General features: G+C 40.1%; 19 protein-coding genes. 17 read left to right on the top strand and 2 right to left on the bottom strand.

Annotated elements, in window-relative coordinates; all coding sequences use genetic code 11:
* The first annotated feature begins 111 nt into the window (after positions 1-111).
* Entirely contained in the window at positions 112-600 is a 489-nt protein-coding gene (locus tag DXC23_RS03435; RefSeq protein WP_158552420.1) for a CarD family transcriptional regulator, read from the top strand.
* A 531-nt stretch (positions 601-1131) separates the two neighbouring features.
* Here the strand turns inward: DXC23_RS03435 and DXC23_RS03430 are convergent.
* Together DXC23_RS03430 and DXC23_RS03425 are read right to left on the bottom strand one after the other, a co-directional pair.
* The gene (locus tag DXC23_RS03430) at positions 1132-2418 is read right to left on the bottom strand and encodes a GTP-binding protein (protein WP_117704772.1); all 1287 of its coding nucleotides are present in this window, start codon (positions 2416-2418) and stop codon (positions 1132-1134) included.
* A gap of 176 nt (positions 2419-2594) precedes the next feature.
* Positions 2595-3974 carry a TrpB-like pyridoxal phosphate-dependent enzyme gene (locus DXC23_RS03425; RefSeq protein ID WP_117704771.1) on the bottom strand — a complete coding sequence of 460 codons (1380 nt, stop codon included), beginning with the start codon at positions 3972-3974 and terminating at the stop codon, positions 2595-2597.
* Positions 3975-4187: 213 nt separating this feature from the next.
* Between DXC23_RS03425 and DXC23_RS03420 the strand changes: the two genes are divergently transcribed.
* The 16 genes from DXC23_RS03420 (at position 4188) to DXC23_RS03340 (ending at position 22391) form a co-directional block, all read left to right on the top strand.
* On the top strand, positions 4188-5111 hold the full coding sequence (locus DXC23_RS03420) for a substrate-binding domain-containing protein (RefSeq protein WP_117704770.1): 924 nt from the start codon (positions 4188-4190) through the stop codon (positions 5109-5111).
* Complete coding sequence (gene pstC, locus DXC23_RS03415; RefSeq protein ID WP_117704769.1) at positions 5108-5977, top strand: phosphate ABC transporter permease subunit PstC; 870 nt, start codon at positions 5108-5110, stop codon at positions 5975-5977. Before DXC23_RS03420 ends, pstC begins: the two co-directional genes overlap by 4 nt.
* Positions 5970-6860, top strand: a complete 891-nt coding sequence (gene pstA, locus DXC23_RS03410) for a phosphate ABC transporter permease PstA (protein WP_117704768.1) — start codon at positions 5970-5972, stop codon at positions 6858-6860. The genes pstC and pstA overlap by 8 nt, the downstream gene beginning before the upstream one ends.
* Positions 6861-6877: 17 nt before the next feature.
* Positions 6878-7630 (top strand): phosphate ABC transporter ATP-binding protein PstB, encoded by a 753-nt coding sequence (gene pstB / locus DXC23_RS03405; protein WP_117704767.1) that lies wholly within the window; start codon positions 6878-6880, stop codon positions 7628-7630.
* The gene (gene phoU / locus DXC23_RS03400; RefSeq protein WP_117704766.1) at positions 7630-8271 is read left to right on the top strand and encodes a phosphate signaling complex protein PhoU; all 642 of its coding nucleotides are present in this window, start codon (positions 7630-7632) and stop codon (positions 8269-8271) included. Before pstB ends, phoU begins: the two co-directional genes overlap by 1 nt.
* A 106-nt stretch (positions 8272-8377) precedes the next feature.
* Positions 8378-9049 (top strand): response regulator transcription factor, encoded by a 672-nt coding sequence (locus DXC23_RS03395; protein WP_117704765.1) that lies wholly within the window; start codon positions 8378-8380, stop codon positions 9047-9049.
* Positions 9050-9052: 3 nt separating this feature from the next.
* Positions 9053-10723: an ATP-binding protein gene (locus tag DXC23_RS03390; RefSeq protein ID WP_117704764.1), complete on the top strand. Its 1671-nt coding sequence runs from the start codon at positions 9053-9055 to the stop codon at positions 10721-10723.
* Between the two features lie 192 nt (positions 10724-10915).
* The gene (locus tag DXC23_RS03385) at positions 10916-12685 is read left to right on the top strand and encodes a Na/Pi cotransporter family protein (RefSeq protein WP_117704763.1); all 1770 of its coding nucleotides are present in this window, start codon (positions 10916-10918) and stop codon (positions 12683-12685) included.
* A 106-nt stretch (positions 12686-12791) separates the two neighbouring features.
* The gene (locus tag DXC23_RS03380) at positions 12792-13580 is read left to right on the top strand and encodes an MBL fold metallo-hydrolase (protein ID WP_117704762.1); all 789 of its coding nucleotides are present in this window, start codon (positions 12792-12794) and stop codon (positions 13578-13580) included.
* Between the two features lie 12 nt (positions 13581-13592).
* A complete protein-coding gene (rlmH, locus tag DXC23_RS03375; RefSeq protein ID WP_199523047.1) occupies positions 13593-14075 on the top strand; it encodes a 23S rRNA (pseudouridine(1915)-N(3))-methyltransferase RlmH in 483 nt (160 codons plus the stop codon).
* 9 nt (positions 14076-14084) lie between these two features.
* Positions 14085-15815 (top strand): NFACT RNA binding domain-containing protein, encoded by a 1731-nt coding sequence (locus DXC23_RS03370; protein WP_117704760.1) that lies wholly within the window; start codon positions 14085-14087, stop codon positions 15813-15815.
* Positions 15816-15920: 105 nt separating this feature from the next.
* Positions 15921-16625, top strand: coding sequence for a gamma-glutamyl-gamma-aminobutyrate hydrolase family protein (locus tag DXC23_RS03365; RefSeq protein ID WP_117704759.1), 705 nt, complete (start codon positions 15921-15923; stop codon positions 16623-16625).
* A gap of 392 nt (positions 16626-17017) precedes the next feature.
* Positions 17018-17269, top strand: a complete 252-nt coding sequence (locus tag DXC23_RS03355; RefSeq protein WP_117704757.1) for a hypothetical protein — start codon at positions 17018-17020, stop codon at positions 17267-17269.
* Positions 17270-17420: 151 nt separating this feature from the next.
* Positions 17421-18554 carry an exonuclease SbcCD subunit D gene (locus DXC23_RS03350; RefSeq protein ID WP_117704756.1) on the top strand — a complete coding sequence of 378 codons (1134 nt, stop codon included), beginning with the start codon at positions 17421-17423 and terminating at the stop codon, positions 18552-18554.
* Positions 18554-21322 carry an SMC family ATPase gene (locus DXC23_RS03345; protein WP_117704755.1) on the top strand — a complete coding sequence of 923 codons (2769 nt, stop codon included), beginning with the start codon at positions 18554-18556 and terminating at the stop codon, positions 21320-21322. The genes DXC23_RS03350 and DXC23_RS03345 overlap by 1 nt, the downstream gene beginning before the upstream one ends.
* 112 nt (positions 21323-21434) lie before the next feature.
* Positions 21435-22391 (top strand): TAXI family TRAP transporter solute-binding subunit, encoded by a 957-nt coding sequence (locus tag DXC23_RS03340; RefSeq protein ID WP_117704754.1) that lies wholly within the window; start codon positions 21435-21437, stop codon positions 22389-22391.
* The last annotated feature ends 19 nt before the right edge of the window (positions 22392-22410 follow it).

Here is a 22410-nt window from a genome sequence, read left to right as displayed (position 1 = left end):
TTTGTCAGACATTGTTTTAAACAATTACTAACGAATGAGAATTAAGAATAGGAGAGAGAAGTATGATTAGTCGAATTAATGCTAACAAATCTGCATACGGGGGTGCAGAAAATGTTTGAGGTATCTGATGTTGTGGCTTATGGCACAAACGGTGTGTGCACTATTACTGAAATTACAACCAAAAGAATTGATAAAACAAATATTGAATATTATGTTTTAAGCCCAAAGGCGGCTACTACGGCAAAGGTTTTTGTACCTACACACAACGAAAATCTTGTCGGCAAAATGAGGGCAATCCTTACTAAGGAGCAAGCAAACGAGCTTTTGAATAATATTCCGAAAGACAAGCCCGAATGGATTTCAAATAAAAATCAGAGATTTGAAACTTTTAAAAATATTATTGCCGAGGGCGATTGCGCAGAGTTGCTTAAACTTATAAGAACTCTGAGATTACACGAAAGATATCAGTTTAAGAGGGGCAAAAGATTACATATGTCGGATGAACGCTTTTTGAAAGAGGCTGAGAAAATGGTGCTCGGCGAATTTGCATATGTTCTCGATGTAACAACTGATGATGTTTTGAATAGTATTTTAAATTAAAAGTGGGTTAATGTTTTTGTGAAATTGTGGTGCAGCTTATTTTCAGTCGGTTAGTATAGAACGAAAATAACGGACTATCCGCCTAAAAGGCAAAAAAGTTTGGTCAACCTTTTCAAAGTTTGTGGGTGTGGGCAACGCCCACAAAAACTTTAAGTTATCACAAATTCTTGATAGCCAAACGGCTTGCCGTTTGGTGGCTCGAACACAATGGCGCAAGCCTTTTAATAGCGAAAGCAAATAAAAAAGATATTCTTATTATTTACTCCGTCAACGCATAGCGATGACGGAGTTTTTTTAATTATTCCTTTTTAAGGCTGTCGCCTGTTTTTCAAACTTAGTTTTAGCACGCAACAGCTTTGCTGTTTGCGCCCGAAAGTCTGTTATAATGAAAGCTTTTTATGGGCTCTGCCCAAACCCGCAACCCTTTAAAAATGGTTGACATAAATTTTAAATTTACAAAACTAAAATTTGCGTTAAACACAAAACAAAAATTCCCTGCCGAAAAGACAGGGAATTTTTAAATTCGATTTATTAATCATCAAGACAGTTGTCAAGTCTTTCAATAATGTTTGGCTTGTCCATATGCTGACCGATAAATACAAGTTTAATCTCTCGGTCGCCGTACTTTTCGTCCCAATGCTCTTCAATGTCGGGATATTCTTTAAAGTACTTTTTCTGCTCGCTCTTCGGAAAAGCCGCAAGCCATTTGCCGTTTTCTGTTGCAGTAATCTGTACGCCTGCCTGCTCAAATACATAGAGGTAATCTCTCTTGTCTTTATCAGAGAACCAAAGAATACCCTTTGCACGAACAACGCCCTTTGGCCAATTGTTTACAAATTCCTGTAATTTCTCCTGATTGAACGGACGGCGGCTGTGATATACAAATGTACCAATGCCATATTCTTCATCATCGTCACCGTGGTGGTGATGGTGGCAGCAGTGACCATGCTCATGATCGCAATTTGAATGGTCTTCGCCATCGTGATGGTGGTGATGGTGATGCTCGTGCTTATCTTCGTCATGGTGATGATGGTGCTCGTGCTCATCTTCATCGTGGTCATGATGCTCGTTTCTCTCGTCCTCGTCTTTATCATATGCCTGAGCCCAGCCTGCTGAACCTGCTGTTTCCTCAAAGTTGTAAAGATTTGTGTTGAGAATATCGCCAACGCTTACCTTGCCGTAGTTTGCCTCAATAATTTTAGCCTTTGGCTGGAGTGTCTTAATCATAGCCTTAACTCTGCCGAGCTGCTCCTCGTTTACCATATCTACTTTATTGAGAATGATAGTTGAGCAGAACTCAATTTGCTGAATAACAAGGCTTTCAATGTCCTCTTCGTCTACATCATCTTTAAGAAGATTGTCGCCGCAGCCAAACTCTGTCGCCATTCTGAGTGCGTCTACAACAGTTACAATGTTGTCAAGACGGCAGATAGCAGGTGTGCCTTCCTCTTCGTCGCCCTCAAGTACAGCTATTGACTGAGCAATAGGGAGTGGCTCGCAAATACCGCTTGCCTCAATGAGAATATAATCAAATTTGCCTGACTTAACAAGCTCGGCAATCTGATTGATAAGGTCAACCTTGAGTGTGCAGCAGATACAGCCGTTTGAAAGAGGAACAAGGTTGTCATCTTTCTGAGTAACAACGCCTGTTTTCTGAATAAGCTCAGCGTCAATGTTTACCTCGCCGATATCATTAACGATAACAGCGCACTTGTAACCTTCCTGATTGCTGAGTACATGATTGATAAGTGTAGTTTTACCTGAACCAAGATAACCTGTAAGAAGTGTTACAGGAATTGGAAGCTTTGGTTTTGCCATATATGTCATTTCCTTTCAAGAATAGTTTTCTACAAATGGAATAATAGCACAACTGATTTGCATTGTCAAGAGGTTAGAAGTTAGTTTTAACTAATCACAACTGTTATATATGTTTTACAGCAATTTATGTATAAAAAGGAGAGAGGGAAATCCTCTCTCCAATTAATATACCCTATTTAATTTTCAGGAACATTTGGAAGACCGTCAAAGCCCTTTTGAAGTTCCTCGTCTGTCGGAATATAGTCGCTCATAAGACCATCGTTAAATTTCTCGTAAGCTACCATATCAAAGTAACCTGTACCTGTAAGACCAAAGAGAATAGTTTTTTCTTCGCCTGTTTCTTTGCACTTTAATGCCTCGTCAATAGCAACTCTGATTGCGTGGCTGCTTTCAGGAGCAGGGAGAATACCCTCAACTCTTGCAAACTGTTCTGCGGCAGCAAATACAGATGTCTGCTCAACAGAAGTTGCCTCCATAAGTCCGTCATGGTAAAGCTGAGAAAGTGTGCTGCTCATACCATGGTAGCGAAGTCCGCCTGCATGGTTAGCTGACGGAATAAATCCGCTGCCGAGAGTATACATCTTAGAAAGCGGGCAAACCTTACCTGTATCGCAGAAGTCATATGCAAACTTGCCTCTTGTAAAGCTTGGACAAGACGCAGGCTCAACAGCGATAATTCTGTAATCAGCCTCGCCTCTGAGCTTTTCGCCTACAAACGGAGAGATAAGACCGCCGAGGTTAGAGCCGCCGCCTGCACAACCGATAATAATGTCAGGCTTTACATTATATTTATCAAGAGCTTTTTTAGCCTCAAGACCGATAACCGACTGGTGGAGAAGTACCTGATTAAGCACACTGCCGAGTACATAGCGGTAACCCTCGGTAGATGTAGCAACTTCAACAGCCTCAGAAATAGCGCATCCAAGGCTGCCTGTTGTGCCGGGGTGCTCCTCAAGAATTTTTCTGCCAACGGCAGTATCCATAGACGGTGAAGGAGTAACGCTTGCACCGTATGTTCTCATAACTTCTCTTCTGAATGGTTTTTGCTCGTAAGATACCTTTACCATATATACCTTACAGTCAAGTCCGAAGTATGAGCAAGCCATTGAAAGCGCTGTACCCCACTGACCTGCACCTGTTTCTGTGGTTACGCCCTTTAGTCCCTGCTTTTTAGCATAGTAAGCCTGAGCAATAGCGGAGTTCAGCTTATGACTGCCGCTTGTATTGTTACCCTCAAACTTATAGTAAATTTTAGCAGGAGTATCAAGAGCCTTTTCAAGAAAATATGCTCTGATAAGCGGAGATGGACGATACATTTTATAGAAATCCTGAATTTCCTGCGGAATATCTATGTATGCGTCTGTATCGTTAAGCTCCTGTGCTACAAGTTCCTTACAGAAAACAGGATAAAGCTCCTCTGCTGTCATAGGCTTTAATGTAGCAGGGTTAAGAAGAGGAGCAGGCTTGTTTTTCATATCTGCACGAACATTATACCATTGAGTAGGTATTTCGCTTTCGTCAAGGTAAATTTTATATGGAATTTTTGTATTTTCCATTGGTTTCAACCTCCTGAATTTTAACATTTATAACATTATAACATATTATTTTAAAGTTGTCATCACTTTTTATAGGAAATATTATTACATTACATAATAAAAATAATTATTTACGGGCATTTTACAAATGCCGGGTAAATAGCTTTACAAAAATTGACTAAACTAATACCGTACTCAAAAGAAGTACGATAATTATTTGAGGAGATTATATTTATGAAAAAAACAAGCACAAAATTGTTATCAGTATTAGCAGCAGGCGTAATTATGGCAGGTGCATTTGCAGGTTGCGGCGGCAGCTCATCATCAACTGCAAGTGAAGGTGCAAGCAATGCAGATTCATCAAGTGCAGGTGCTTTTGATACAAGCAAAACACTTTCTGTAATTACAAGAGAGCAGGGTTCCGGTACTCGTGATGCTTTCGTAGAGCTTACAGGTGTTCTTGTTAAAGACGGCGACACAAAGAAAGATACGACAAGAACAGATGCAGTTACAGTAAACGGTACTGAGGCTGTTATTACTAATGTAAAGGGCAATGACGCAGCAATCGGTTACATTTCACTCGGTTCACTCAACGACAGCGTTAAGGCTCTTAAGGTTGAAGATGTTGAGGCAACAGCAGAAAATGTAAAATCAGGAGAATACAAAATCAGCCGTCCGTTCAACATTGCTTATAAGGGCGACTTAAGCGGTCTTGCTAAGGATTTTGTAGATTATATCTTAAGCTCAGACGGTCAGGCAGTAATTTCTAAAGAGGGTTATGTTCCGGTATCTGAAAACGCAGCATATGCAGGAACAAAGCCTGAGGGCAAAATTACAGTAGCAGGTTCATCTTCAGTATCACCTGTAATGGAAAAGCTCATCGAGGCTTACAAGCAGGTAAATACAAAGGCTGACATTGAACTTCAGACATCAGACTCATCAGCAGGTATGCAGTCGGCACTCGAGGGTACTTGTGATATCGGTATGGCATCAAGAGAGCTTAAAGATACAGAAACAGCTCTTACATCAACAACAATCGCAAAAGACGGTATTGCAGTAATCGTAAACACAAACAACACAACAGATAATCTCACAATGGATCAGGTAAAAGCTATCTATACAGGCGAAGCTAAGGTTTGGAGCGATATAACTAAATGAGATTAAACAATATTAAAGAAAGGGCTATGCAGGGAGTTTTCTTCCTGACAGCCCTTGCAAGCATAGCGGCAGTTGTGCTTATATGTATTTTCCTTTTCTACAACGGTGTTCCGGCAATGGCAGAAATCGGATTTTTTGATTTTATAGGCGGCTCTGAATGGGCACCGACAAATGTTCCTGCAAGCTACGGCATCTTTACAATGATTATCGGCAGTATATATGTTACAGCCGGTGCGGTAGTAATCGGTGTGCCAATCGGAATTTTAACAGCAGTTTTTCTTGCTCGTTTTTGCCCAAAGCCTTTATACAAGGTGATTAAGCCGGCAACAGAATTGCTTGCAGGTATTCCGTCAATCGTCTACGGCTTTTTCGGACTTATGGTAATTGTACCGTTTATTCGTGAAAATTTCGGCGGCAACGGCTCAAGCTTGCTTGCAGCGTCAATAGTGCTTGGCATTATGATTTTGCCTACAATAATCGGTGTGTCGGAATCGGCTATCAGAGCAGTGCCCGAAAATTACTACGAGGGAGCCCTTGCACTTGGTGCAACAAGAGAGAGAAGTGTATTTAAAACAATGCTGCCGGCAGCTAAGTCGGGTATTCTTGCAGGTGTTGTGCTTGGCATAGGCAGAGCAATCGGCGAAACTATGGCTGTTATTCTGATTGCAGGCAATCAGGTACAGATTCCTACATCGCTTACAGACGGTGTAAGAACACTTACAGCAAACATTGTACTTGAGATGGGTTACTCAACAGGACTTCACAGACAGGCGCTTATAGCAACAGGTGTGGTTTTGTTTGTATTTATCCTTATTATTACACTTTCAATGCAGGCAATTAAGAGCAGGAGTGAAAAAAATGGCTGAAAATAACGAAATAAAGGCAATCAACAAAACAGGTTTTGCCCAAAGATTAAGAGAATATAAAAGAAAGCCACTTTCACTTGTTTTATTCATTCTTGTTGTGCTTGCAGCGGCATTATCGGTACTTGCACTCATATTTTTGATTGTTTATATCCTTGTAATGGGTATTCCGCACATTACTCCGGATTTGTTTGCGTGGGAATACAACAGTGACAATGTATCTTGTATGCCGGCTATTATCAATACTATTATAGTTACTTTGCTTACCTTGGTAATCGCTGTACCTTTTGGTGTTGGCGCAGCAATTTATCTTGCCGAGTATGCAAAAAGAGGCAATAAGTTTGTAAAGCTCATCAGAACAATGGCAGAAACACTTTCGGGTATTCCGTCGATTGTTTACGGTTTGTTCGGTATGTTATTCTTTGTAACTACTTTGCAGTGGCGACTTTCATTGCTTGCAGGTTCTTTTACACTTGCAATTATGGTGCTGCCTACAATTATGAGAACAACAGAAGAGGCTTTGCTTTCTGTACCTGATTCTTACCGAGAGGGCAGCTATGGTCTTGGAGCAGGCAAGCTGAGAACTATTGTAAAAGTAATTCTTCCGAGTGCAATGCCCGGTATTCTTGCCGGCATAATTCTTGCAGTGGGCAGAATAGTCGGTGAAACAGCGGCACTTTTATATACATCGGGTTCGGCATCGGGTCTTGCAAACGGACTTATGTCCTCGGGCAGAACACTTGCTATTCATATGTATGTGCTTGCAAACGAAGGATTGCATACAGATCAGGCTTGGGCAACAGCGGTTGTATTGCTTGTGCTTGTACTTTTAATCAATACACTTTCGGCATTTATAGCAAAAAAGCTTACAAGTAAAAATAAGTAACGGTGGAAGGAAAACAAATGGATAAGTTTACAATTAAGGATATGAACCTGTATTACGGCAAATTCCATGCATTAAAGTCTGTAAACTTTAATATGGAGGCAAACAAAATTACAGCGTTTATCGGCCCGTCGGGCTGCGGTAAATCAACGCTCTTAAAGTCGCTCAACAGAATGAACGATTTGGTAGAGGGCTGTAAAATTACAGGTGATATTCGTCTTGATGATGAGGATATTTACGGAAAAAATATGGATGTTAATGTCCTCAGAAAAAGAGTGGGTATGGTTTTCCAAAAGGCAAACCCATTTCCTATGAGCGTGTATGACAACATAGCATTCGGCCCGAGAACTCATGGTGTGAGGAGCAGAAGAGAGCTTGACGAAATTGTTGAGCAGTCATTAAGAGATGCCGCAATTTGGGATGAGCTTAAGGACAGACTTAAAAAGAGCGCTCTCGGTCTTTCGGGCGGTCAGCAGCAGCGTCTTTGCATTGCAAGAGCACTTGCGGTAAAGCCTGAGGTTTTACTTATGGACGAGGCAACTTCGGCGCTCGACCCAATTTCAACAGGTAAAATTGAAGAACTCTGTATGAAGCTTAAAGATAAATATACCATTATTATGGTTACACATAATATGCAGCAGGCAATGAGAATTGCTGATAATACGGCATTCTTCCTGCTTGGCGAAATGATTGAATGCACTGATACGGCTACCTTGTTTTCTACTCCAAAGGATAAGCGTACAGAGGAATACATTACAGGAAGGTTCGGCTAATGAGAGAATATTTTGATTTGGAATTAAAAACACTCAACGACAAGCTCATTGAAATGGGCGCTTTGGTTGAGGGTGCTATTAAAAACACAATAACTATCATTACAAACGGTGAGTACGATAAGCTTGAAACAGCAAGGATTATAGAAGAAAAAATAAATAAGATGGAAAGAGAAATCCAGAGCTTTTGTTTGAACCTTTTACTCTTGCAGTCACCTGTTGCAGGCGATTTAAGAACAGTATCGGCAGCGCTCAAGATGATTACAGACCTTGAGAGAATAGGCGATCAGGCTATTGATATTGCGGAAATGTCTATTTACTTAAAGGACTGCGAAAGCCTTTACTCAATGACACATATTTCAGAAATGGCTGAGCGCTCATCAAATATGGTAACAACTGCGATTGACGCTTTTGTAAAGAAAGATTTAAAACTTGCAAGAACAGTTGCCACTATGGACGATGCGATTGATGACCTTTTCAACAAGGTAAAGGAAGAGGTTATTGATATTATCAATACAAATAAGGAACTCGACCATCAGGCTATTGATATTATGCTGATTGCAAAGTATTTTGAAAAAATCGGTGACCATGCGGAAAATATCGGTGAATGGGTAGTTTTTTCAATTACAGGCAGTAAAGAATAAATAAGTGCGTGTTTGTTTTTTGTTGCAAAAAATGACTATTGTGATATAATTAGTTTTAAGGTAGATGTGCTCTGCCTTAATACTATTTCGGGGAGTTAGAGAATTTATGTTAATTTATATTGTAGAAGACGATACAGACATCAGAGAGCTTGAAACCTATGCGCTCAAAAACAGCGGTTATGATGTGCAGAGCTTTGGCGAGAGCAAAAGCTTTTTTAAGGCTTGCGCCGATGTAAAGCCGCAACTTGTTATTCTTGATGTAATGCTCCCCGATTTTGACGGACTTTCTGTACTTGAAAAGCTCAGAAAGGACAAGTCAACAAAAAATATTCCTGTTATTTTGGTCACCGCCAAGTCAAGCGAAATGGACAAGGTAAAAGGTCTTGATATGGGCGCTGACGATTACCTTACAAAGCCGTTCTCCGTACTTGAACTTATTTCAAGAGTAAGGGCGATTTTAAGACGCTGTACGGTAGAAGAAAAGCCCGAAACCGTTGAGCTCGGCGGAATTGTGCTTGATGATTCCAAGCATATTGTCACTTCAAACGGTGAGCCATGCACTCTTACATACAAAGAGTATGAACTGCTCAAGTATTTGCTCAACAACAAGGGTATGGCACTTACAAGAGAAAACATTATTATTAATGTATGGGGCTATGACTTTGAGGGCGAGAGCCGTACGGTTGATATGCACATTACAACACTCCGTCAAAAGCTCGGTGAATGCGGCAATCTCATTAAAACCGTACGCAATGTAGGATATAAGGCAGGAGAATAACAGATGAAATTACGCAAAATTCTTTTAAAAAGATTTTTAATAACTGCGGGTGTTTCTATTCTTTTAACGGCTGTTTTTTCAACAGCCGCTTTCTGGTTTATTTTTTCTTCTTCAGAAAAAGCGACCATTAAGAATTATGCAGCTATGGTAACTTCACTTTATAACAAAGACAGCAGTTATGAGCAGCTGCACGATTTAAGTTCGTCTAAAATACGAATAACCTTGCTCGACAGCAGCGGAAATGTTCTCCTTGAAAGCGAGGACGGTGTAGATGTTACCAAAATGGGCAACCATTCAAACAGACCCGAATTTATAAACGCAATGAAAAACGGCTACGGTGATGACAGCCGAAAGTCCGAAACCATCGGCAGGGTTACATATTATTACGCTGAAAAAACCGCAAACGGAAATGTTTTGCGTGTGTCGGAAACAATTGAAAACGGATATTCTCTGTTTATGCACCTTGTTCCTATTCTTTTGGGCGTTATAATTCTTGTGTTTATTCTTTGCTATATACTTTCAAAAAGGTCAACTAAAAAAATAATCGCACCTATCGAAAACCTTGAGAGCAATGCAGATGGTACACAATATGAGGAATTAAGTTCAATTTCCCGCACCATTTCAAGTCAGCAAAAGCAAATCAGCAAGCAGGTAACACGCTTGCAGCTTGAAAAAGACAGAATTGATACACTTATTCAAAATATGTCCGAGGGCTTTATAATGCTTGATATGGATAAAAATATGCTTATGTGCAACCACTCGGCATCTAAATACCTCGGTACGGATTCCGAGGGTACTGTCGGAGAAAGTTTAATTTCTTTTTCACGAAACGAGGTTTTGTGCGAATGTGTTGACAAGGCTTTCAGCGGTGAACGCAGCAGTAATGAAGGCAATATAAACGGCAGAGTGCTGCAGATAATAGCAAGTCCCGTTTATTCAAACAGCGAGCAAAAGGGCGTTATTTGTCTTATTATTGATGTGTCGGCAAAGCGAAAGGCTGAAAAAATGAGGCGAGAGTTTACCGCAAATGTTACACACGAGCTAAAAACACCTCTCACTTCAATTTCGGGTTATGCCGAGATCATCGAAAGCGGTATTGCCGCTCCAGAAGATATAGAAAGATTTGCAGGAAAAATTCATAAGGAATCGGGCAGACTGCTTTCACTTATAGGCGATATTATCGAGCTTTCGGAGCTTGACGAAAATACAAGACCCGCAAATTACGATAAAGTGGATTTGTCGGGACTTTCAAGAGAGGTTGCCGAAGATTTGCACACCAATGCAAATAAGCACGAGGTGGAAATCAAGGTGAATGCAGCCGAAAAGGTACTGATAAACGGCAACCGCAATCAGCTTTACGAACTTGTTTACAACCTTTGCGACAATGCTATCAGATATAACCGCAAGGGCGGCAGTGTAACCGTTACCGTAAAAAAAGACGGAGAAAATGCTTTTCTAAGCGTTGCGGATACGGGAATAGGTATTCCTGTAAAGCACCAAAAGCGAGTTTTTGAAAGATTTTATCGAGTTGACAAAAGCCGCTCCAAAGAAACCGGCGGTACAGGTCTTGGACTTGCAATTGTAAAACATATTGCCGAAAGACATGACGGTACTATTACATTAAAGAGTAATGAAAACGGTACGGTATTTACATTTAAAGTAAAAGCATTGTAAAAATTATAAAATGTACTTTTAGCAAAATTAAATATTAATATTTAATATTACGGCTGCGTCTTGTTTAAGTCTTACTTATAAACAGGGCGCAGTTGTTGTTGTGCAAAAAACTTTACATAGATTTTACAAATGCAAAATAAAACTTTGACTTAATACTAATATCATTACAAAGGAAAAGGAGAGTTTAGGGATATGGATATTTTTTCGATACTTCAGCTGCTGAGCGGTCTTGCACTCTTTTTGTATGGTATGAATACCATGGGTGACGGACTTGAAAAGTTCTCAGGCGGTAAACTTGAAAAAACTCTTGAAAAAATGACAAACAATACTTTCAAGGGATTTTTACTCGGTGCAGCCGTTACAGCTGTTATACAGTCATCGTCTGCTACCACAGTAATGGTGGTTGGTTTTGTAAACTCGGGTATTATGAAACTCAGACAGGCAATAGGAATTATTATGGGTGCTAATGTCGGCACAACAGTTACAGCGTGGATTTTAAGCCTCTCGGGTATTGAGGGCGACAGCGTATTTATGCAGCTGCTTAAACCGACATCTTTTTCTGCCGTTTTTGCGTTTATAGGCATAATTCTTATTATGTTTGCAAAGAGCGACAGTAAGAAAAACCTTGCGTCTATTCTTTTGGGATTTGCAATTTTAATGTTCGGTATGGATTCTATGAGCGCCGCTGTAAAGCCGCTTGCAAATGATCCAAACTTTGCAAATCTTCTTACAATCTTCAACAACCCTGTATTCGGTATCATTGCCGGTGCTTTGCTTACAGCTATTATTCAAAGCTCAAGTGCGTCTGTCGGTATTTTGCAGGCACTGTCAAAAACAGGCGCTATTACTTATTCAATGGCAATTCCGATTGTTATGGGACAAAACATAGGTACTTGCGTTACAGCGCTTATCTCGTGTATCGGCGCTAAGAAAAACGCTAAGAGAGCCGCTTTGGTTCACCTGTACTTTAACATTATAGGCACAATCGTAATTTGTGCGCTGTTCTATGGCACAAACTTAATCTTCCAATACGGATTTTTAGATGATGTTGTTGCCGAGGCAAATATTGCTATTATTCATACTGCATTTAACATTGCGGCAACAGCTATGCTGCTTCCTTTCACACGCCAGCTTGAAAAACTTGCTTGCCTTACTATTAAGGATTCAGATGAAGATAGCGAAACACCGTTCCTTGACGAGCGTTTCCTCAACACACCTTCACTTGCAACAGATCGTGCATTGAATGTTACGGGAAAAATGGCAAGACTTTCGGAGGGTACACTTCTCGGCGCACTTGAAATGGTTGGTAATTATAACGAAAAAGCGGCTGACACCCTTTCTGAAAACGAAGACACAATTGATATGTACGAAGATGTAATTTCGACATATCTTGTAAAACTAAGTCAGAAAAATCTTTCTGAAAACGACAGTAAAAGTGTTCAGAGAGTTTTGCACGGTATAGGTGATTTCGAGAGAATCAGCGACCACGCAATGAATATTGTAGGCGCAGCCAAAGAAATTGAAGAGAAAAAAGCCGTTTTCTCAGACGAGGCTATGGCAGGTCTTAATGTTATGATGGACGCCGTAAGAGAGATTATCAATAACGCAACGCTTGCGTTTATTAATAACGATGTAAAACTTGCGGCAAAGGTTGAACCGCTTGAGCAGGTTATTGACCGCATAAGAGATAAGCTGAAAGAGGCTCATGTAAAGCGTCTTACAAACGGTGAATGTACAATAGAGCTTGGCTTTATTTTCTCCGACCTTATCACAAGTATGGAGAGAGTATCTGACCACTGTTCAAACATCGCAGTAGGTGTTATCGAAATCAACAACAATGGTTATGATGCACACGAATATCTCCACGAGCTGAAGAACTCAGACGATATTCAGTATAATGCCGATTACAAGGAGTACAAGAAAAAATATGCACTCCCTGCATCCGCTCTTGTTAAAAAATAATCACTTTACCCACAGCCGAAAGCTGTGGGTTTTCATTATGCAGATGACAAAGTGAATTTTTTGTGCTATTATATATTATGATTTTATTGATTAGGGGTAGATTAGTTTGGCAAAGGCAGTACCGCTTTTTAGCGGCAGTAAAGGAAACAGTTATTTTCTCGGTACAGCAACGCAGGGCGTACTTATTGACGCAGGACGCTCATGCAAGCAGATTGAAAATGCTTTACTTACAAATTCAATAGATCCACGCATAATCGGCGCAGTTTTTATTACACACGAACATACAGACCATTGCAATGCAATCAAGGTGCTTGCATCTCGCTATAAATTTAAGGTGTATGCAAGCGAGGGTACGCTTGACGCACTCGAAAGGGCTAACCGCCTTGACAACCGCTTTGAAACCGAAGTTATTGAAAACGAGGTTGCAATCGGTGATATGCTTATAAAACGAATTGACACTCCGCACGATGCGGCTGAAAGCTGTTGCTACTCTGTAACGCTTGCAGACGGAAAAACCGCCACTGTTGCCACCGATATGGGATATATGACCGATGATGTGAGAAATGCCGTTGCACATAGTGATTTTGCCGTTGTTGAGTCAAATCACGATGTTAATATGCTGAAAAACGGTCCGTATCCGTATGTGCTTAAAAAGAGGATACTTTCTAAATACGGCCATTTGTCAAATCCGGATTGTGCCGCCGAGCTTGCGGGACTTGTGCAGTCGGGTACACTAAGACTTATGCTCGGTCATCTCAGCGAACAGAACAACACTCCATCAATAGCGCTTAATACGGCGGTGAACGAGCTTTCTAAGTACGGTATGAAACGAGGGATAGACTACACCCTTGACATTGCACCAGTAGAAACCAACGCAAAATCAGTAATTTTTTAACGGTGAAAAATGATAAGAATAAATATAATTTGTATAGGAAAAATTAAAGAAAAATATTTTACAGATGCAATTTCGGAATATGCAAAGAGGCTTACTGCCTTTTGTAAGTTTTCAATAGTAGAACTTGCGGAAGAAAAAATCAGAAACAATAATCCCAATCAGGCAGAAATTTCAGAGGTAATTGAGGCTGAGGGCGAACGAATAATTAAAAAAATCGGTTCGGGCGACTATGTTGTGGCTATGTGCATAGAGGGAAAACAGCTTTCAAGTGAGGAACTCTCGGCAATGCTTGATAATGCCGCAATTATGGGAAAAAGTACGGTTGACTTTATAATCGGCGGAAGTTACGGACTGAGCAATAAAGTTAAAAGCAGAGCCGATTTTAAACTTTCAATGAGCAAAATGACTTTTCCGCACCAAATGGCGAGAATGGTGCTTTCCGAACAGATTTACCGTTCGTTTGAAATTTCAACTAATGGCAAATATCATAAATAGAGGTAAAAAATGGCTTTAGACGGAATTTTTTTAAGATATATAAAACACGAAATAGAAACCGAGGCGCTCGGTGCAAGGGTATCGCAGATTTATCAGCCAAACAGAGATGAGCTTGTGTTTGCAATGCGCACCTTTAACGGCAACAAAAAGCTTTTGCTTTCTGCAAGGGCAAATTCTCCGAGAGTGCATTTTTGCAGTCACACTCCCGAAAACCCACCGTCGCCGCCAATGTTCTGTATGCTTTTACGCAAGCGAATAGGCGGCGGCAAGCTCGTAGCGGTTCGTCAGCAGGAGTGCGACAGAGTGCTTTTTCTTGATTTTGAGTGCGTAAACGAGCTTGGCGATACTGTTCTTATAACCGTAGTATGCGAAATTATGGGTATGTATAGCAATATAATTATTGTCGATTCAAACGGCGTGATTATAGATTCGCTAAAGAGGGTAGACCTTACAATGAGCAGTCGCAGACTTGTACTGCCGAATATTAAATATGAACTTCCCGAGGCGCAGGATAAACTTTCTATTCTTGACCACTCAGCCGAAGAAATTGCCGAAAAGACAGTTGATTTTGACGGCGAAATGACGCTTAATAAGGCACTTTTAAAAGCAATTCAAGGTGTGTCGCCGCTTGTGTGCCGAGAGCTTGAGCATCAGGTGGGCGAGGGCACAACCACTCATATGGACAGGGCGCATTATGAAAAATTAATCGAAGTAATTGATAATCTTTATATGAATGTAAACAGATATGCAGGCAAGCCTTGTATGGTTATAAGAGATGACGGCAAGCCGATAGATTTTACATTTATGAATGTTGAGCAGTACGGCGATTTTGCGCAGATTAAGTATTTTGATACTTATTCTCAGCTCCTTGACAGCTTTTACGAAACAAGGGATTCAAGAGAGAGAATGAGGGTAAAGTCACAGGACTTGACAAAATTGCTTGCTAATTTGAGTGAGCGAACTTCCCGTAAACTTTCAAAGCAAAAGATTGAGCTAAAGGAATGTGCAAATCGTGAACAGCTTAGAATAAACGGCGATTTGTTGCAGGCAAACCTTTACAGAATTGAGCGTGGCGCAAGTTTTGCAGAGGTAGAGAACTTTTACGATGAAAATATGGCGCTTATTCGCATAAAGTTAAATCCGGCAATTTCTCCTGCCGCAAATGCGCAGAAGTATTATAAGGATTACCAAAAGGCAAAGAACGCAGAGCATATTCTTACCGAGCAAATAAAAAAGGGCAGAGCCGAACTTGAATACATCGACTCCGTACTTGATACCGTAAACCGTGCAGAGAGCGAACGAGAGCTTGCGCAGATAAGAGAAGAGCTTACAGAGCAGGGTTATTTGCGTAAACAAAATGGCAAGCAAAGACCGCAGGCGGCACTTCCACCGCTTGAGTTTACCTCGAGTGACGGCTTTAAAATTCTTGTGGGCAGAAATAATATTCAGAATGATAAGCTGACCTTAAAAACAGCAAACAAAAACGATATGTGGCTGCACACAAAGGATATTCATGGCTCGCATACAATTATTTTAGCCGAAGGCAAAGAGATAAGCGATACCGCAATTTTAGAGGCGGCTCAGCTTGCGGCATATTACAGCAAGGCAAGAGAAAGCAGCCAAGTACCTGTTGATTATACGCTTGTGCGATATGTAAGCAAGCCAAGCGGTGCAAAACCGGGTATGGTTATTTATGTAAACAATAAAACGGTTTATGTTACTCCAAAGGCAAATGTTTAAACTGTTGATATTGTATTCTTTTATATTTTGTGCTATAATAAATAAAAATTTTGGACAAGGAAGTTCATTTGGACTCCCTTGTCTTTTTTATTGGAGGTAATAGGTATGAAAAAGCCGTTAATAGGCGTAGTTCCGCTTGTAGATTTTGAAAAAGAATGTTATTGGATGCTGCCTAACTATATGAAAGGTATTGAAATTTCTGGGGGTGTTCCCGTAATGCTGCCTTTGACAGAGGACAAGGAGGTTATAAAACAGCTTGTAAATACTTGTGACGGATTTCTCTTTACAGGCGGACAGGATGTTGCACCACGGATTTATAATGCAAAAAAATCAGAGCTATGCGGCGAAAGCTGTTCTCAAAGAGATAATATGGAAACCGAGCTGTTCAGATTGGCTTATGATGCGGATAAATCGGTTTTCGGCATTTGTCGTGGCATACAATTCATAAATGCCGTAATGGGCGGCACACTCTATCAGGATTTAAATACAGAACATCCAAGCACTGCTGTTCATCATCAGCCACACCCATATGACAAACCTATTCACAGCGTGAGTATAAATAAAAATTCACCTTTGCATAAACTCTTGAATGTTGATTTGCTAAATGTTACAAGTCTGCATCACCAAGCCGTAAAAGATATTGCTCCAAATCTTGAGTGTATGGCTGTTTCAGAGGACGGACTTGTTGAGGCGGTGTGTGCGCCTGATAAAAACTTTATATGGGCGGTTCAGTGGCACCCCGAGTATTCATTTTTTACAGATGAAAACAGCAGAAAAATATTTAAAAAATTCATAGACAGCACAAATTAAATCTGTTTTTTAAGCCTTGCTTTACGCAGGGCTTTTTTATGCGCTATTTTTTACAATTCTTTACAAGAGAAATAAACAAATATAACTCTACTGTAAAAATCGGGTGTTAGAATAATGTCAGAAAAGGGGAAGAGAAATGGAGAAAAAGACTAAAAGCACTACGGTCGTTGACAAAACCACACATCGGCAGATTTCCGGCAGAAAATTACATATTCAAAAAGCGAATCTGAAATTGTACCGTCTTACACAGTTTCTATTCCTCTCACAGCAGAACTTCAGAAAGAGTCATCTACACTTTCATATTCACTTGCACTTGAAAACGACACAGCCTTTGTTCCAAGCGGCAAAAGGTATCTGTAACAATCGCAGGTACAAGCTACTTCCGCAACCAGATGGTGCTTACAGGAGAGGTTGAGAGTGCCGCAAAGCCTACACTCAGATACCAATTCATTATGCCTGATGAAAGCATTGTAGAAACCATAGGCGCAAAAGATGAGGTAAACGGTGTTGAACTTGCATCATTTACAGAGGACGGCTCAACAACATTTACAGTAAAGCCCGTTCTCAACAATCCGTCAACTCCTAAGGGCGTTAAGTATTCAGGTACTATGACATATGCCGTATCACTTACAGACGCCGAATAATTTTCCTACAACTGAAAAGTTATCTAAACTTTTCCTTCCCTTACAGCAGATCGTTGCAGATAAGTAACGGTCTGTTTTTTTGCAAAGGCTTTTATTTATTAAAAATGTATGATATAATAACATAAAACAACAAATTTTAAGGGATGATGTTATGAAATTTGTACATTTATCTGATTTGCATTTAGGAAAGCGTGTAAACGGCTATTCTATGATTGAAGATCAGAAATACATATTATTAAAAATATTGAATGTAATTGATGAGCAAAAGGCAGAGGCTGTTGTAATAGCAGGCGATGTGTATGACAAGCCTATACCGCCGACAGAGGCTGTGCAGCTTTTCGATGATTTTTTATTCAGACTTGTGGAAAGAAATTTGCAGATATTGGTTATAAGCGGAAATCACGATTCCCCCGAACGAATTGCGTTCGGTTCCCGCTTTATGGACAAAAGCGGAGTGCATATGTCGCAGGTTTATAACGGCAAAAATGACCTTGTAGAGCTAAAAGACAAGTACGGAAAGGTTAATTTTTATATGCTCCCGTTTGTAAAACCGTCTAATGTACGCAGATTTTTTGAGGACGAAGAAATAAATACATATACCGATGCTGTTCGTGTTGCCGTATCTCATATGAATGTAAACAAAAAAGCAAGGAATGTGATTATCACACATCAATTTGTAACAGGTGCCCAGCGCTCGGAGTCGGAAACAATAGCCGTTGGCGGTACAGACAATGTTGATTCATATGTATTTGACGATTTTGACTATGTAGCCCTTGGTCATATTCATGGCCCACAAAATGTCGGAAAAAATACTGTCCGCTATTGCGGCACTCCTCTTAAATATTCTTTTTCAGAAATAAGCCACAAAAAATCCGTTACCGTTGTTGAAATGAAAGAAAAGGGTAATGTTAAGGTTTCAACCGTTGAGCTTACCCCAAAACTTGATATGCGGGAAATCAAGGGTACTTATGAGGAATTAACTTTTAAGAAAAATTACGAAAATACAAATACCGAAGATTATTTGCATATAATTCTTACCGATGAAGAAGATGTTGCGGATGCGGTTGCAAAACTCAGATGCGTTTATCCGAATTTAATGAAACTCGATTACGATAATACCCGCACAAGAAATTCCCTTGCTTTGACGCAGGCGGAAGAAACAGAAAAGAAATCCGATACAGAATTATTATCGGAATTTTTTGAAAAGCAGAACGGAAAGCCTTTGAGCGATGAACAGCTTGAGTATGCGGCAAATTTATTTGAACAGATTAAGGAGGAATTTTAGTGCGACCTATAAAACTGACTATGTCGGCATTCGGCCCTTATGCAAAAAAGCAGGAGGTTGATTTTGAAAAGCTCGGCAAAAGCGGACTTTATCTTATTACAGGCGATACGGGAGCAGGCAAAACTACCATATTTGACGCAATCAAATACGCTCTTTACGGCGAGGCGAGCGGCAGTAACAGAGATTCTTCTATGTTTCGTTCCAAATATGCTGATGACGACACTCCAACATTAGTTGAGCTGACTTTTGCGAATGGTGATAAGGAATATACCGTAAAGCGCAATCCCGAATATATGAAAAAGAAAACTAAGGGCGATGGCTATACCAAAAAAGCCGCAGGCGCAGAGCTTACTCTCCCAAACGGTGATGTTGAAACAAACAAAAAGGCGGTAGACACAAAGCTCGTTGAAATTCTCGGTGTTACCCCAACTCAGTTCTCACAAATTGCAATGATTGCTCAGGGAGATTTTCTGAAACTTTTGCTTGCAGAAACAAAGGACAGGCAGGTTATATTCAGAAGTATATTTAAAACCGATATATATAAAATTTTTCAGGAAAAGGTTAAAAACGATTTCAGCGAGATTGAAAAGGAGAGAGAAAAAGCAAACGATTATATCAGTCAATATATTAACAGTGCGGTTTGCAGTAAAGACAGCGTATTTTCAATAGATTTGCAAAAGGCGCAGAGCGGCGAAATGCTTACGGCTGATGTAATTGAGCTTATAAAAAACATAATTAAAGATGACAGCGAGTCATTACAAATTTCGGCAGAAAAGCTGAAAGCCGCAGACAAAAAAATTGATGCTATTACAGGAATAATAACTAAGGCTGAAGAACAAAATAAAAATCGTGTGATGCTGAAAAATACAAACGAAAAGCTACAAAAAATGCTGCCCGAATCGGAAGTTTTAAAATCAGCGCTTGAAAAAGAAAAGAAAAAAGAACCGCAAACACATGAATTTGAAAAGAATGTCACTATAATTGAGCAGCAGCTAAAAGACTATGACGAGCTTGATTTATTGGCTAAAAAGATTAAAGATAATACGGAAAAGTATAATTTAAGTCAAAAATCTTTAAGCAATAATGAAAAACAGCTTATAAAGCTCGGCGAAAGCTTAGGCGAATATAAAGAAGAGAGCGCTTCCCTTGAAAGCAGTGCCGAAAACAGGCTGAAATTCTCTACCAAGCTTGAAAAAATCGTTGTGAAAGAAAATGAAATTTTACAGCTGAAAAATGATTTAAAAGAGCTTAAAAAGTTAGAAAATAACTATTTGCTTGCGCAAAAAGAATATGTCTTGGCTGAAGAAAGGGCGAAGTCTGTTAAAGAAAAGTCGGATAAAATGCGAATTGCATTTAACAGCGAGCAAGCAGGAATTATTGCAGAAACCTTAACAGACGGCGAGCCTTGCCCTGTATGTGGTTCATGCACACATCCGCATAAAGCTGTAAAATCAGAAAATGCCCCTACCGAGGCGGAAGTTAAGAAATCGGAAAAGGAGGCTAAAGACTTACAGGATAAAGCTAATGTTTTAAGCAGTAAATGCGGCGAAAAGGGCGGAGTTTACAACAATGCAAAAAAGACAGCCGAAAGCAATTTGAAAAAGCTGATTGCAGATGCGGAGTTGGATAGCGCCGAGGATAAGATTGCAAAAATTCTTGACGAAATCAAGCAGAATAAAACCCAACTCAAAACACAAATAACCGAAGAAGATAAGAAACTGAAAAGAAAATCAGAGCTTATCGAAATTATTAAGGATACAGAAGAAAAATTAAACAGTGCAAACGAACAGACTTCTAAGCTGAAAGCCGAAATTTCAGCTTTCAGTACAGCAGTTGATGAACAGGAAAAGCAAAAGGAGGGCTTGCTTAAAAAACTTACTTTTGACAGCAAAAAGTCGGCAACGGCAGAAATATTAAAATTTAAAAATACAATTCGCACAAATAAAGAGCAAGCCGAGAAAGCTGAAAAGGCCTACAAAGACTGCGAAAAAGCAATTAACGATTATAAAGCACAGATTGCTCAGCTTAACGAAATACTTAAAAATGCCGAAAATGTAGACATTGAAGATAAAAAGAGCGAAAAAAGTATTCTTGTTAATGAGAAAAATCAGCTTGCAGAGAAAAATAACATAATATCTCAGCGTATTATTGCAAACAAATCGGCTTTAGAAAAGCTGAACGCAAAATCCGAGGAGCTTGCACAACTTGATATAAATTGGCGAGAAATGAAATCGCTTTCCGATACTGTAAACGGCACACTGTCGGGAAAGCAGAGAATGACGCTTGAAACCTACATTCAAACCGCTTTCTTTGATAAGATTATCAGCAGGGCAAATGTTCACCTTATGAGAATGTCGGGCGGTAATTATGACCTGAAGCGCAAAGAGGTTGTGGATAACCTAAAGGGTAAAAGCGGACTTGACTTGAATGTTATTGACCATTACAACGGTACGGAGCGAAGCGTAAAAAGCCTTTCGGGCGGCGAATCTTTCATTGCGTCACTTTCACTTGCACTCGGTCTTTCAGATGAAATACAGGCGTCGGCAGGCGGAATAAGAATGGAAACAATGTTTGTTGACGAGGGTTTCGGTTCACTCAGTGAGGAAACACTCAGACAGGCTATGCAGGCTTTGTCGAGCCTTTCCGAAAACAACCGCCTTGTGGGCATTATATCTCATGTGGCAGAGCTTAGAACAGAAATCGACAAGCAAATTGTTGTTACCAAAGAGAATTCGGGTGGCAGTAAGGTAGAACTGAGGTTAAATTAGTGATCTTGGCGATTTGACATATTTCACAAAATATGTTACAATTAACTGTAAATATCGGGGAATTGTACGCTGTTTACAATTCCCTTTTTGTTATTAAAAAAGAGGCGGTAAGATGAAAAAATTTATTGCACTTTTTCTTGTTTTGCTGACTGCAATGCTTTGCGTTTGCGGCTGCTCTATGGGAAATGAAAGTATCCGTTTTGGTGCGGCGGGATTAGGCGGTGTTTATCACCAAACCGCAACATCAATTAAACAGCTTGCCGAAAAAGACGGAGAGCTTAATATTGATTTAAAAACAACGGCAGGCTCGGCAGCTAATGTTCGTTTGCTTTCGCAGGGCTATCTTGACGCAGCCATTGCACAGTCGGATATTATCAGCGATGCCTACAACGGTGAAAATTCTTTTAAAACACCTTATAAGGATTACAGCGCTGTCGCAGCACTTTATACCGAGGTGTGCCACATAGTTGTAAGGGCTGATTCCGATATAAACAGCATAGACGACCTGCTCGGAAAGACCGTAAGCATCGGCGAAGAGGAGTCAGGCTCTGAGCTTAATGCAAAGCAGATTTTGTCTGCATATGGCTTAAACCAAAAAATGATAAAGGAAGTTAATCTTGACTATGCCGAATCGGCAAAGGAGCTTGTATCGGGTGATATTGACGCTGCATTTTGGACATTGGGAACAAATGCAACTGTAATTGACGAGCTTGCTAAACAGTGCGATATAAGACTTATCGGTATAGATAAGGCAACTTCTTCAAAGCTAAAATCCGCATACTCGTATATTGACTGTACTGTAAAAGCAAATACATACAGCGGTCAGACAAAAGCAGTGGATACAGTAGGAGTTAAGTCGGTGCTTATTGTAAGCAACAAACTTTCAAACGATAAAGTAAAGTCGCTTACAAAGCTGATTTTTGATAACGCAAACGAACTCCAGCTTACTGTTTCGGCTGACCTTGATATTGTGGAAAAAGATGCCGTAATAGGTGTAAATATTCCGTTCCATAGCGGTGCAGCGGAGTATTACAGCGAAAAGGGCGTTGAAGTAAAAACAGCAGAATAACTCCGAAGGGAATGTAAAC

It is taken from the genome of Eubacterium sp. OM08-24 (assembly GCF_003438075.1).
Lineage (GTDB): Bacteria > Bacillota > Clostridia > Oscillospirales > Acutalibacteraceae > Ruminococcoides.
The sequence above is the reverse complement of the archived record's forward strand: the minus strand, read 5'-3'. Positions and strand labels throughout refer to the sequence as shown.